Annotated in this window: 17 protein-coding genes; 11 read left to right on the top strand and 6 right to left on the bottom strand. The window is 63.3% G+C overall.

All coding sequences use genetic code 11. The features are described from left to right. The first annotated feature begins 32 nt into the window (after positions 1 to 32). The 3 genes from M1D43_RS09965 to M1D43_RS09955 all read left to right on the top strand — a co-directional run bounded on the left by M1D43_RS09965 (position 33) and on the right by M1D43_RS09955 (position 1,932). Entirely contained in the window at positions 33 to 377 is a 345-nt protein-coding gene (locus tag M1D43_RS09965; RefSeq protein ID WP_027990469.1) for a RidA family protein, read from the top strand. A 152-nt stretch (positions 378 to 529) separates the two neighbouring features. Further along, positions 530 to 700, top strand: coding sequence for a hypothetical protein (locus M1D43_RS09960; RefSeq protein ID WP_153314392.1), 171 nt, complete (start codon positions 530 to 532; stop codon positions 698 to 700). Positions 701 to 801: 101 nt separating this feature from the next. Beyond that, entirely contained in the window at positions 802 to 1,932 is a 1,131-nt protein-coding gene (locus tag M1D43_RS09955) for an AI-2E family transporter (protein WP_028010399.1), read from the top strand. A 26-nt stretch (positions 1,933 to 1,958) separates the two neighbouring features. Here the strand turns inward: M1D43_RS09955 and rsiB2 are convergent, their stop codons facing one another. Further along, positions 1,959 to 2,756: a PhyR-type response regulator RsiB2 gene (gene rsiB2 / locus M1D43_RS09950; protein WP_153320594.1), complete on the bottom strand. Its 798-nt coding sequence runs from the start codon at positions 2,754 to 2,756 to the stop codon at positions 1,959 to 1,961. A 256-nt stretch (positions 2,757 to 3,012) separates the two neighbouring features. Here rsiB2 and M1D43_RS09945 point away from each other — a divergent pair, with 256 nt between their 5' ends. Continuing rightward, complete coding sequence (locus M1D43_RS09945; protein ID WP_003527140.1) at positions 3,013 to 3,201, top strand: NepR family anti-sigma factor; 189 nt, start codon at positions 3,013 to 3,015, stop codon at positions 3,199 to 3,201. A 78-nt stretch (positions 3,202 to 3,279) separates the two neighbouring features. Here M1D43_RS09945 and M1D43_RS09940 read toward each other — a convergent pair whose 3' ends face one another. Beyond that, positions 3,280 to 3,528: a YMGG-like glycine zipper-containing protein gene (locus M1D43_RS09940; protein ID WP_003527142.1), complete on the bottom strand. Its 249-nt coding sequence runs from the start codon at positions 3,526 to 3,528 to the stop codon at positions 3,280 to 3,282. Between the two features lie 710 nt (positions 3,529 to 4,238). Here M1D43_RS09940 and M1D43_RS09935 point away from each other — a divergent pair. The 3 genes from M1D43_RS09935 to M1D43_RS09925 all read left to right on the top strand — a co-directional run bounded on the left by M1D43_RS09935 (position 4,239) and on the right by M1D43_RS09925 (position 6,300). After that, positions 4,239 to 4,403 carry a DUF1328 domain-containing protein gene (locus M1D43_RS09935; RefSeq protein ID WP_003527150.1) on the top strand — a complete coding sequence of 55 codons (165 nt, stop codon included), beginning with the start codon at positions 4,239 to 4,241 and terminating at the stop codon, positions 4,401 to 4,403. Positions 4,404 to 4,643: 240 nt separating this feature from the next. Further along, positions 4,644 to 5,897: an NAD(P)/FAD-dependent oxidoreductase gene (locus M1D43_RS09930; protein ID WP_003527152.1), complete on the top strand. Its 1,254-nt coding sequence runs from the start codon at positions 4,644 to 4,646 to the stop codon at positions 5,895 to 5,897. A gap of 154 nt (positions 5,898 to 6,051) precedes the next feature. Beyond that, on the top strand, positions 6,052 to 6,300 hold the full coding sequence (locus M1D43_RS09925) for a hypothetical protein (RefSeq protein ID WP_010968780.1): 249 nt from the start codon (positions 6,052 to 6,054) through the stop codon (positions 6,298 to 6,300). A 24-nt stretch (positions 6,301 to 6,324) separates the two neighbouring features. On the opposite strand, the gene M1D43_RS09920 is transcribed toward M1D43_RS09925, so the two are convergent. Then, entirely contained in the window at positions 6,325 to 6,897 is a 573-nt protein-coding gene (locus M1D43_RS09920) for an MgtC/SapB family protein (RefSeq protein WP_010968781.1), read from the bottom strand. Between the two features lie 110 nt (positions 6,898 to 7,007). Continuing rightward, positions 7,008 to 7,457 carry a hypothetical protein gene (locus M1D43_RS09915; RefSeq protein WP_192923473.1) on the bottom strand — a complete coding sequence of 150 codons (450 nt, stop codon included), beginning with the start codon at positions 7,455 to 7,457 and terminating at the stop codon, positions 7,008 to 7,010. A 307-nt stretch (positions 7,458 to 7,764) separates the two neighbouring features. Here M1D43_RS09915 and M1D43_RS09910 point away from each other — a divergent pair, with 307 nt between their 5' ends. Beyond that, entirely contained in the window at positions 7,765 to 8,421 is a 657-nt protein-coding gene (locus M1D43_RS09910) for a DUF8692 domain-containing protein (RefSeq protein WP_003527174.1), read from the top strand. Positions 8,422 to 8,621: 200 nt separating this feature from the next. Further along, entirely contained in the window at positions 8,622 to 8,987 is a 366-nt protein-coding gene (locus M1D43_RS09905) for a UCP034077 family protein (RefSeq protein ID WP_010968784.1), read from the top strand. Here M1D43_RS09905 and M1D43_RS09900 read toward each other — a convergent pair. Beyond that, positions 8,971 to 9,240: a hypothetical protein gene (locus M1D43_RS09900; RefSeq protein ID WP_013844061.1), complete on the bottom strand. Its 270-nt coding sequence runs from the start codon at positions 9,238 to 9,240 to the stop codon at positions 8,971 to 8,973. The two genes, M1D43_RS09905 and M1D43_RS09900, sit on opposite strands and share 17 nt — an antisense overlap. A 7-nt stretch (positions 9,241 to 9,247) precedes the next feature. Next, positions 9,248 to 10,060 carry a DUF899 domain-containing protein gene (locus M1D43_RS09895; RefSeq protein WP_192923474.1) on the bottom strand — a complete coding sequence of 271 codons (813 nt, stop codon included), beginning with the start codon at positions 10,058 to 10,060 and terminating at the stop codon, positions 9,248 to 9,250. A 121-nt stretch (positions 10,061 to 10,181) separates the two neighbouring features. Here M1D43_RS09895 and M1D43_RS09890 point away from each other — a divergent pair, with 121 nt between their 5' ends. Next, a complete protein-coding gene (locus M1D43_RS09890; RefSeq protein WP_153314400.1) occupies positions 10,182 to 11,405 on the top strand; it encodes a helix-turn-helix domain-containing protein in 1,224 nt (407 codons plus the stop codon). Between the two features lie 33 nt (positions 11,406 to 11,438). Further along, a complete protein-coding gene (locus M1D43_RS09885) occupies positions 11,439 to 12,083 on the top strand; it encodes a Vgb family protein (RefSeq protein WP_153314402.1) in 645 nt (214 codons plus the stop codon). Positions 12,084 to 12,220 lie beyond the last annotated feature (137 nt).

Below are 12,220 nucleotides of genomic sequence, written 5' to 3'. Positions count from 1 at the left end.
CCGTTGTTCGGCTCAATACCAGGATGAGGATTATGGAAATCAAGCGTTTCGAAACCGGCCCGCGGATGAGCCAGGCCGTGGTCTACAACAACACGGTCTTTCTCGCCGGCCAGGTCGGCAATGCCGGCGACGACGTCGTCACCCAGACGAAGCAGGCGCTGGCGGAGGTCGATCGTCTGCTGGCGCTCGCAGGCACGGACAAGACGCGCATTCTTTCCGCGACCGTCTGGCTTGCCGACATGGCGGACTTCGCCAAGATGAACTCGGTCTGGGACGCCTGGGTGCCTCAGGGCCACGCGCCGGCCCGCGCGACCGGCGAAGCGAAACTCGCAACCCCGGAATATCTCGTCGAAGTCATCGTGACGGCAGCTCTCTAAGCCGTTTCACGCAAGCAGATATACGCTCCACTTTCCCCGCCGTCGGCCCCTGGGCCGGCGGCGTTTTGCTGCCGTCCTTACACGCGTGTCGCGCAGGAACGATTTCCGCAGTTGCGGCGTTTATCGGTGCGTTCCGCAATGGAGGTTGAGACATGCTCTACTGGGTGCCACGGCTCGTCGTGTCGGCGCTTGCCGTGCTGGTACTTGGCATGGGTCTCTTCCTGCGGACGCCGGAGGACGTGGCCTACACATTGCTGATCATCATCGGTGGGCTTGGCCTGCTTTCCGCCACGCTCCACCTGTTCCCGCCTGAGCAACATTGAGCAACGCTTCGCGGGGGGCATCCTGCGGTGGAGTGCGCCACCTCCGTCCTGCATCCGCGAACGGGCTGTTCGCCGCACGAGCGTTTGAGAGGTAGGTGCCGATGGACATAGCCGGGCGGACGACGGCCGAGCGTCGACGAAAGCGCGAAGCGGAGAGGGAAATCGCTCTGGCAGAGGCATCGGCGATCGTCGCCAGAAAACGCGACAGCATCGATCTCGCCGGCGCCTGGAGCGTCATCGGCCTGTTCGTGATCGCCTGCGCGGCAGTCGTCTATACGATGGAAGCGATCCTCCTGCCGATCACGCTCGCCGTCGTCATCGGCATCGTTCTCGGCCGCGCTGCCGATGAACTGGCCCGGTTCGGGCTGCCGCCCATGTTCGGCGGCCTTTTGCTGGCGCTATGTTTTCTGCTTGGCCTGTCATACCTGGTCAATGCCATCCTCTGGCCGATCACCGAGGTCGCGCGCGAGGCGCCGCGGCTCGTCGAAGGCCTCATGGAGCGGATACTGCCCTATCTGCAGCGCTTCGAATGGGTAAACGTAGCGCTTGCCCGCGGCAGCGGAGAAGAGGCTTTTGCCGACGTCATCGTCAAGAATGCGGGACCGCTGATCGGCGGCGCGGCGGCGAGCCTGACGCCCGCTCTGGTGCAGACCCTGATCTTCCTGGCCGCCCTTGTACTCTTCCTGCTCGGGCGCGTTCAGCTGCGCAGCACGATCATTCTCGCTTTTCCCAGCCGCGAAGGTCGCCTGAGCGCGATCCGGGTAATGAACGCCCTCGAGGATGCGCTTACGCAATATTTCTCGACCGCCAGCCTGATCTATCTGGCGCTGGGCTTCATAACCATGGTCATTGCGCTGGTCGGCGGACTGGCGATGCCCCCGCTTTGGGGGCTGTTCGCCTTCGTCTCGAGTTTCATTCCCTATCTCGGCGTCACCTTCATGACCCTCTCTTTGGTCGTCGGCGGGCTGATGACGCATGATGCGCTCATCGTGGCCATCGCCCCGGCGGTCGCCTTCTTCACCGTTCACCTCGCCATGGAAAATCTGCTGGTGCCCGCCATCCTCGGCCAACGCTTCGATATCAATCCGTTTCTGGTCTTCGTCGCGATCATTTTCTGGACGTGGATGTGGGGTGCTGTCGGGGCGCTCCTCGCCTTTCCGCTGTCGCTGATCGCGATGATCATATTCGAGCAGATCCTGCTGCCCCAGCCGGAACGCCAGTTGCCGGGCTGACCCTTCATGCTGACTTCAAGGGTTATCTAGCTCGCTCCGGCTCGCGCATGTTCGTCGAAGAAAAGAGCCTGGCTGATCAGCGCCTTCACGGTTTCGGGGTTGAAGGGTTTGGTTACCAGAAAGGCCGGCTCGGGCTTCTTGCCGGTCAGCAGCCGTTCGGGAAAGGCGGTGATGAAGATGACCGGTACGGCCGCCTGCGTCAGGATGTCGTTGACCGCGTCGATGCCCGAACTGCCGTCGGCCAGCTGGATATCCGCAAGCACCATTTTTGGCGATGTCTGGTGATAGAGATCAAGCGCCTCGCGGCGCGTGCGGGCGATCCCGGTGACCCGATGACCGAGGCTCGTCACCATGTCCTCGATATCCAACGCGATGAGAGGCTCATCCTCGATGATCATCACGTCGGTTGCGATCTGGCGCGAAATCTCCTCCGAGGCGCTGGTCAGCAGCTTGCCGAAGGCGCCTTGGTCAAGCCCCATGATTTCCGCCGCCTCGCCGGTCGAGAAACCCTCGAGGGCGACGAGCAGGAATGCCTGTCTCTGGGGCGGCGCGATGAGGGAGAGATTGGAGGCCGCCCTCTGCTCCCATGCGAAAGGTGAGGCGAGCTGGGTTCGGTCGATCTTGAGTTTTTCGAACAGGGAACAGAACAGCTTGTAAAGACCGATGCGATCGTTCGACGCGGCTGGAAAAAGCCCGAGATCGTCGATCAGCGCTTCGAGCACGGCAGCGACATAGGCATCGCCTGCTGCTTGCGAGCCGGTGACGGCACGGGCGTAACGCCGAAGATAGGGGAGGTGGGGCGCAATCCTTGTGGAAAGTGGCATTTAGACCTTCCTAAACTATTATGCATATGTTCCTGTCTTGCCGACGGCGCGCAGCAGGATACCTCAAATGTTTTGAGCACGTATTCCGGTTTATGGAAAGCCTTGAGAAACAGTCGCGGCAAATGAATTGGGCGACCGGCTGGTGCGGCCTTGGATGGGATTGGCCGAAGCTGAACCCGACAGGCACGAAAAGCGCCACATCAGGTTACCGCGGATCTGAAATGGCGCGGAACTGCAGCCCGCACGGAACGGGAAGATGAAGAAGTCCTCAAAGAAAGGCGCCGTGCCAGCGGGGGTCGCCCCCGCCGAGACGACGCAACCTCACGGTCAAATCGCTTCGAAGCTGAAGGCGCTCTACCAGGCGGTGGAGAACGAGCCGGTGCCGCAGCACTTTCTGGACCTTCTGCACCGTCTGGATGAGGCCGAAGAACGACCGCGCGAGTAACGTCGCAGCGTTCACGCCAGTCGGCCACCGACGAAACGAGCCGAGCCGGCCGGAGCGCGGCTCGGCTGGCCGTTCGTATCAGCAGCGCGCGGTATAGCGGCGGCCGTAGCGGTCGCGATAGACGCAATAGCCGGGCTCGTTCGCACGACCGATAAGGGCTCCGGCGACACCGCCGACAGCGGCGCCTACCGCAGCTCCCCTGACATCATTCGATATGGCACCACCGATGATACCGCCGGAGGCAGCGCCGATCGCCGCACCTCGTTCGGTTTGCGTGCAGGCAGCCAGGGGAAGGATCAGGCTTGCGACGACGAGTAGCTTCTTCATGACGCGTTCCTATTCAGGGTTGATACAGAACTGCTGGAGTTGCCGAGCACAGTCTTCGGCGGAAATGCGCGCCGAGGCCATGGCTGGAGCCGCTGCGACGCTCATCTGAGCGTCGATCCCCACTGGAGGGGTGATCACAACAGGCGCCGCCGAGGCTTGCATTCCCATCTCCCATGGATGCCGCCGCCGCGGCGCTTGTTATTGTCGCCAAAACGCCGATTGGCGCCTTTTGTTCCGCGCGGCACGACGCCAGGGCGCATGCCTGTTGCCGGAGGGACACGGAGCGATCGTCATTTATGCGACTGGCGTTCGGCACGTTCCAGAGTTTCAAGCAGTGCCTGGATCCGCTTGTTGTACTTTTCCTCGGAGTGGCGCTGAAGGTCGCGCATCGTCCTGCCTATATGAAGATTCCGATCGCGCAGATCCGCCTGATAACGGCCGGCCTCGTTTACGGTCTTCCAAATATGTCGCGATGGTATCTTCATTGTCTTCCCGGAAATTCTTTCAATGCGAACAACGCCAAGCGCCTTTCGAAGGTTCCTCTCGCTTGCACGGGAAATATAAGTTCCGTTCTATTTGCGGTTCTCTTGGTTAATCAATGCTTTCTGAACCACGCAAACACCCTCGCGCCGCGCAGCCGGGGCCGATCCGGGAACAAAGGCGAGCCGACACGCGTTTCGATTTCGGTAGCGCAGACAAGGAGATAGCAGATGCTCTATTACGCTCTCGTGTTTCTGATCGTCGCGATCATCGCCGGTGTGCTCGGCTTCGGCGGAATTGCCGGCGCTTCGGCGGGAATTGCGCAGGTCCTGTTCTTCCTGTTCCTCATATTCCTCGTGATCTCGCTCGTAGCGGGTCTCATCCGGCGAACGTGAGCCTCCAGGCGGGGCTTGCCGCCCGCAAATTGGTGCCGAACGATAAGGGGTGGAGCTCTCGTCTCCACCCCTTTCCAGTTGCGGTGTGACGCTCTGTTCCCTTGCCCTGCCGGGCTCGCTTGGCTATTCATGCGAATACCCGCCGCGCATGTCAGGACACCACCTCCCACGAAATCCCTGGAAGTTGTCGTCGTGAAGTGACGCGGCACGGCGGTTTGACGGATAGGAGAGCATCTGCACATGAAGACGGACGTAGTGGTTCTCGGTGCCGGCATTGTCGGCATTTCCAGCGCGATCCATCTGGCTCGGCTTGGAAAGTCGGTGGTGCTTCTGGACCGGCGCGGTGCGGGGGAGGAGACGTCCTACGGCAATGCAGGCCTGATACAGCGCGAGGGCGTCTTCCCCTACGGCTTCCCGCACAATTTCGGAGCGCTTTTCCGTTACGCCCTGAACAACACGATCGACGCCAGCTATCACTTCCGTGCGCTGCCCAGTCTCGTGCCGTTCCTCGCGCGCTACTGGTGGCACTCGGGCTTCACCCAGCACCAGAAGATAGCCCATCTTTATGCACCGCTTATCGAACATTCGATCGCGGAACATCAGGACTTGATCGACGCATCCGGCGCCGGCGACCTCATTCGCAAGGATGGCTGGATGAAGGTTTTCCGCACCGAAAAGGAGCGGGACGCGGCCTATAAGGACGCAGAGCGGCTTTCCGCCGGCTTCGGAGTCAATCACCAGAAGCTTTCGACCAGCGAGCTGAAGACGATCGAACCATCCATCCAGGCCGAACTCGCCGGCGGCCTGCGCTGGACCGATCCGTGGTCGATCCGCGATCCGCACAGCCTGAACAAGGCATATCTCGCCTACTTCCAGTCGCTCGGCGGCCGGCTCGTTTCCGGCGATGCGGCGACGCTGGAGCATATTCTGGAAGGGGCGGGCTGGCGTGTCGCCACACCGGACGGCCCTTTGGAAGCCCGGGAGGTCGTCGTCGCGCTCGGGCCGTGGGCCGACACGGTGACGCGAAAGCTCGGCTACCATTTCCCGCTCGCCGTGAAGCGCGGCTACCACATGCATTATGGCATCAGGGAGGGCGCTCAGCTCAACAACTGGGTGCTCGACGCCGAGAAGGGATATTTCCTGGCGCCGATGCTGCGCGGTATCCGGCTGACGACCGGCGCCGAGTTCGCGTTGCGCGATGCGCCGAAAACGCCGGTGCAGCTGACACGAGCGGAGCGGGTCGCTCGCGAGTTCTTCCCGCTCGCCGAGCGGCGCGACGAGGAACCGTGGATGGGCGCGCGCCCCTGCACGCCCGACATGATGCCTGTTATCGGCAAAGCTCCACGGCACGAAGGCCTCTGGTTCGCCTTCGGCCACGCGCATCACGGCATGACGCTCGGGCCGGTCACCGGCCGGGCGCTGGCACAGGCGATGACGGGTGAGAAGCCTGTGATCGACATCACGCCGTATCGGCCGGAGCGCTTCCTCGCATAGAGCGGTTTCCATCCGGAGGTCCTTATCCTTCATGGCTCAAGCTTTTTCCGTTCGGCGCCGGAACCAACCTGCGCTTCGCGTGTTTCTCCTGCGGCTGACCGCAAGAGTCGGCCCGCTTGGGCTTTGCCCGGCCGAGGGAGGAGTTTCAAACACGATGAGCAAGCAGACGGTGGAGTTTGCCGGCGAGGCTGTCGGCGCGCTGATTCCGGAGAACGGACGGTTGCGGTTCATGGCCGTGAAATTCAGCGTCTGGTCCCTGGAAGGCCAGCTGTTCGCGACGCCGGACGAAGCCCGCAAGGCCGTTGCTGTCATTCATGGCCTGAAGGAGGGGAGGGCGGTCTTCGATAACCGTCCGCTCCCCTTGGGCGGGTATCAAACAACCCCAATTTCCGAACTGCGCTGATCGAGCCGCCATTGGCGGCTCCGATCAACGTTCGCGTATATCGTCCCGGTCTCGGGGCCGGTCTTCTCCTGCATCTTCATTCTTCTGCGACGTAGAACCCGTGTTGTAGAACTCGTCCGGTGCCTTCCACTGCAGCGCCACCTCCAGCCGGCCGAGGACAAAGAGCACGACGAGGCTCGCAACGGCGGCGAAGGCCGCGATCAGCCAGAAGCCGAAGCCGACCGAGAGACCGACGGCGCCGGCAAGCCACATGCCGGCGCCGGTCGTCAGCCCCTTCACCTCCCCCTTCGAAAAGACGATCATGCCGGCAGCGAGAAAGGCCACTCCCGCGGTTACGGCTTCCACGACGCGAATGGGATCGATGCGCACCTCGGGGCCGGAAAGGCTTTTCATGTGCACGCTTTCGATGGCGACCACCGCGAAGATCGCGGAGGCGAGGCTGACGAGAATATGGGTCCTGAGCCCTGCCGGCCGCTGCCGCTTCTCACGCTCGACGCCGATCATTGCGCCGAGCAGGACCGCGCCGAAGAGCCGCGCGAATATCACCGGATAAGGTGTTTGGGTATCGGCAAGGATGTCGGCAAAGATTTCGTTCATGAAAGACGAACCCGCTCCGTCACTCGACCCCTCGGGGAGGATCTAACTGCAGAAGAGCGGGATGGCGCGGCAAGCCGCTTCATCCCGCTCGACAAGGGGCGTTCGTCGTTCTACTGCGCAGGAGCGCTCTGCGGCTGTGCCGGCGTGGCAGGTGCTGCCGGTGCTGCCGGCGTCTCGGGCGCTGCCGGGGTCTGGGTCTCAGGTGCTGCCGGCGCCGTGGTTCCCCCGGCGGGCGGCGTCGCCTGGTCCGTAGGTGCGGCCTCAGTAGGCGCGGCCTGGTCCGCAGGCGCGGGTTGAGCGGCCGGCGGGGTGGCGTCGGACGGGGTCGTCTCGGTTTGGCCCGGCGCGACCGGCTCGTTCTCGGCATCCCTGGTCAGCTCTGCCGGGAGCCAGGCGATCAACGCGAGTATCAGACCGGCAAGAATGATGACCAGCAAAGGCCAGCTGCTACGGCGCGATCTGGTCACGGGCGCTTCCGGGTCCCGCGGCGTCGGTTGGCCGGTGGCAGGATCGAGCGGCGGCTTCTCCCGCAATTCTTCGTGCTGGTTCATGGCATACATCCTTTCTCTCCGTCACCCCGCCTGCAAATTCGCCTTTGCATAGATCCCCAATCAGCATGACCCTAGGGGAGGGGTTCCGTACCACCGCAAGTAAATTGCGACCTTGTCGCGGGCCGGTGGGCACACGACGCAACGATTAACGTCCGAAAACCTGCAAGGTTCCGTTGTGTGCGGGACCGTGCCGCGCGTCCCGGACCACCATGCCGGGAGGTCCGCAACCGCCGGTCGCGCCTTGTCATAAAACTGTCACAAAGGCAGCTGACCGTCCGCGGTGGCATGGCTGGGGCATCTGTTGCGGAGGATCGAGATGGATGTCGAAGGCATCACCACGGCCAAAGCCCTGACAAGGGAGAGGCGAATACAGGGTGATTTCCACTACGCCCTCCTGGTCATCTGCTCCTGCATCGTGCTGTTGACGTCGATCGTCATCGCCGACCGGCTTTTTGGCATCGACTACTACGACCTCGTACGCGACCCCAACGCGATTGCCGGGCAGCCGAAGTATTTCGGGCTGGTCTCCAATCTCGGCGTCATTCTCTGGTTTACGGGAGGGATCGCTGCTCTCCAGGCCTATTGGTCCGGAGCCGGCTACGACGCGCCGCATCTGCGACGCACGCTTCTCGCCGGCGGGCTCTTTTCCGGGTTGATGGGCATCGACGATCTTCTGATGCTTCATGAGGCGATTGCCACGGCCGGGGTCCCGGAGCCGTTTGTCCTTGTTCCCCATATGCTGTTGCTGGCGACGCTCTGTTATCACGCCTGGTTTATCCGCCGGAATATTCAGTGGGTCCTGCTTGCTGCCGCCGTCGCCTCGCTCGGCTGTTCCTTCCTGGTGGACGCGGTTTCGGAAAACTTCGCCGGACTGGTTTTCGTCGAGGAGGGCTTCAAGATCCTCGGCATCATGTTCCTGGCCGTCTTTCTCAGCCTCACGAGCCATGCGGCGCTGAAAACGAAGCGCCGCTGAGGCGCAAGTCCGTATGTGAATACGGGCCTGTTGCAGGCGTTTCCGAATCTGCTAGATCATGATGGTTTCAGGCCGTCGGCCTAAAGGCATGAATTGATCGATTCTAGTGGGTTGAGACGCGGGATGCGGGCGGAAAACCGCACACACTTTTCCTCATCCCGCTCTAGCTTCACCATCCTCTGGGACAGGGGCTGAAGACGATGCAGATGGCGAGACTGGCTTGCACTGGTCTAATCCTTGCCGTTTCGGGGGCTGAGAGGCTCCACGCCGAGCCGCTTTATACGGTGGCCGACCTTGGAGCCGCGCTTGGCAGATGCTGGACTCCGCCGCAAGGCTTCAAGGATTCCTTCGTCACCCTCAGGTTCGGGTTCCGCGGCGACGGTACGTTGATGGGCCCGCCCCGGCCGACCGCGATCGAAGTGAACGGCGACGAAAAGCAGCGGCAGGCTTTCGTGACCGCCGCCACCGAGGCGCTCCAGAATTGCGTGCCGCTGGAGTTCTCGAAATCACTCTCCGACGAGATCGCCGGCAACGTGTTCACGCTGCAGTTCAAGTCGGCGGAGTGATCCGCGGAAGCGCCGGATCGGTTGGCGCTTCCCGTCTTGCGGAAATCAGCTTCAGCCATGGTGCCAGGTGAAAAACGGACATCAGCAAATACATGCTGCTCATTCCGCTCAGCAGCGAAGCACCTTGTATCGATGAGCAGATATCCGCATCACCGCCGGCGGTCAGAAGCGCCATGACCGCGAAAGCCGGTGCGGCGGCGAGGCCCAGCCAGTCGGCCAGGCCACGCGCGGCGGTACCCGTTGCGAGCCGCATCGGACGGTCACCCTTGGGCATATTCGTCGTGGCGGCGCCACCAGATGCCGTTCTCGTTGCGTCCCTTGGGGGTCCGGTCGAGCCACTGATACATGCCCCATAGCCCATCCAGTCCACGCGCATAACTGGAGTAGGTGTGGTAGACGATGCCGTCTTCGAGCGCGAAGGCGCTGACACCGGGCCTGTCGCGTGTATAGGTGGCGACGTCGGTCCCCGTCATGGCTGCGATCTGTGCGACCGGCCCCTCGCTGCCGCTTGCGTCCCATTCCCGGACCGTCCTGCCCGCGAGCGGCTCGGACGCCGGTTGCTCGGGGATTGGCGGCTCGCGGCGGAAATTATACTCGATGCCGCCCTCGCGCTGTTGTTGTTCGGTGAACCAGACGCAGAAATCACGGTTGAAGGCGCCGTCGTCCGAAGAAGCCCAGGGGAAGCTCCATCCCAGCCGTCGCTTATAGGCCGTGAGCTTCGCAAGCGGCGCGCGCGAGACCGCGGAGAAGGCGACGTCGTGGTTTTCGAGATGAACGACGATCCCGTTGAAACCATCGGCGATCGCCGAACAGGACGGGCAGCCGGCGGTATAATCGGGCCCGAACATGAAATGGTAGACGAGGAGTTGCGAACGCCCCTTGAAGAGGTCGCGCAGCGAGGCCTCGCCTTCGTCAGTCTCGAACCGGTACGCCTTGTCGATCCGTACCCAAGGCAATTCCCGGCGCCACTTCGCCAGCTCGTCGCTTCGCCGCGTCAGGTTCTTTTCGGCCTCGAGCAGGTCGAGCCGCGCAGCCAGCCATTCTTCCCGTGTTCCGATTGCATGTGCCGTCATCATTCTTCTCCTTTGGCCATTTGTCGTCGTACATTGCCCGGGGGCGGGTTGCTCGACCGACAGGAACCCAGACTAGAGCCGGAGATCGAACGGTGAGAGTGACAAGTGTGACGGGATTTCGATGGACTCGCTGATCACCGCTGCGGCACGGGCGCTCGCGGCCGGCGATCTTCTCGGCGTACTGAACCGCGTGGCTTTGCGCGACGACGCCCATGCGCTCGCGCTTCGGGGCATTGCGATGGCGCAGCTCGGCGATTTCGGCCGGGCGAAGACCCTTCTCAGAAGTGCTGCGCATGCCTTCGGCCAGAGACAGGCGGTGGCGCGTGCGCGCTGCATCGTCGCCGAGGCCGAGATCGCTCTCGTCTCGCGGGATCTCGGCTGGCCCACGAAAACGCTCGAAGCGGCGAGATCGACCCTCGAAGCGCGTGGCGATCACGTCAATGCCGCGCATGCGCGCAATCTCGAGGCCCGGCGCCTGCTTCTCATCGGCCGCCTGGACGAGGCCGAAGGCGCGCTTGCGGAGCTCGACTCCGGCATGCCGCTCCCCCCGGCGACGCGGGCGGCCCGCGAACTGGTCATCGCCGGCATCGCCATACGGCGTCTGCAGGCGAAAGCCGCGCGGATCTCGCTCACCCGAGCCGAACGCGCCGCGCGCGAAGCCGACATCCCGGCACTGACGGCTGAGGTCGAAAGCGCATCGCTCGTGCTGGATGCGCCGGTCGCGCGCCTGATCGGCAGCGGCGGTGAGCGGTCTCTCCTCATCGAGGAAGTCGAAACGCTGCTCTCTTCCGGGGCACTCGTGGTGGATGCCTGCCGCAATGTGGTGCGGAACGAAAAGCGCGTGGTCTCGCTCGCCACGCGCCCGGTGCTCTTCGCGCTTGCGCGTGCGCTCGGCGAAGCCTGGCCGGAAGACGTGCCGAGAGCAACGCTCCTAGCGCGCGCCTTCCGTGCGAGACATGCAGACGAATCCCACCGCGCCCGGTTGCGCGTGGAGATCGGACGCCTTCGGGCAGAGCTTCGGTCTCTGGCGGAAGTGCGGGCGACGAAGCAGGGTTTCGCGCTCTCACCCCGCGCCGCCGGTGAGATCGTCGTGCTGGCGCCGCCCGTCGAAGACCAACATGCGGCGGTGCTTGCCTTCCTTGCCGACGGCGAATCGTGGTCGAGCTCGGCGCTGGCGATTGCGCTCGGGGCGAGCCCGCGCACCGTGCAGCGGGCACTCGAGCAGCTTGCGTCGGCCGGCAAGGTGCAGTCCTTCGGCCGCGGACGGGCGCTTCGCTGGATGACCCCGCCCGTCCTGGGCTTCCCGACAGTCTTGTTACTCCCGGGCCCGCTACCGAGCGACTAGGATGCGAGACATTACAGCGACGAGGATGGAAAGATGAAACGATCGAAAGCAGAAATTCTTCAGGAATACGGACCTTTCCCGAATACCGGGCAGGTGGCCGGCGTCACCTTCGATGGCCGGCACGTCTGGTTCGCCTCCGGCGACAGGCTGAACGCCCTCGATCCGGAGAGCGGCAAGACGGTGCGCTCGATCGATGTCGCCGCACATGCGGGAACGGCCTTCGACGGTCAGCATCTGTTCCAGATTGCAGAGGATCGTATCCAGAAGATCGATCCGGCGACCGGCCGCGTGCTTGCCACCATTCCGGCGCCTGCCGAGGGCGGCGATTCAGGCCTCGCCTGGGCTGAAGGAACGCTCTGGGTGGGCCATTATCGAGGGCGGAAGATCCACCAGGTCGACCCCGACACCGGGAAGATTCTCCGCACCATCGAATCCAACCGAGTCGTCACGGGCGTCACCTGGGTCGACGGCGAGCTCTGGCATGCCACATGGGAAGGCGACGAGAGCGACCTGAGGCGCCTTGACCCGGAAACGGGAGAAGTCCTCGAAACGCTCGAGATGCCCCCGGGTGTAGGCGTTTCCGGCCTCGAATCCGATGGCGGAGACCGGTTTTACTGTGGCGGAGGAAGCAGCGGGAAGGTGAGGGCCGTGCGCAGGCCAAGCCGGGTCTCCGCTTAGACGGTCCCCCGTGTATGGACGGAAATGAAGAGTCCCGGAGCGTTTAGAAGGGACAATCGCGTTGGCTCCGGGACCTTCAGACGACGTGGACGGCTGACGAGGATGCCGCCGTGGTCGTCTCAGAGCGATATGCGTCA

This window comes from Ensifer sp. R1-3, assembly GCF_056739175.1.
Note: the sequence above shows the minus strand (reverse complement) of the source record. Positions and strands in the feature narration are given on the sequence as shown.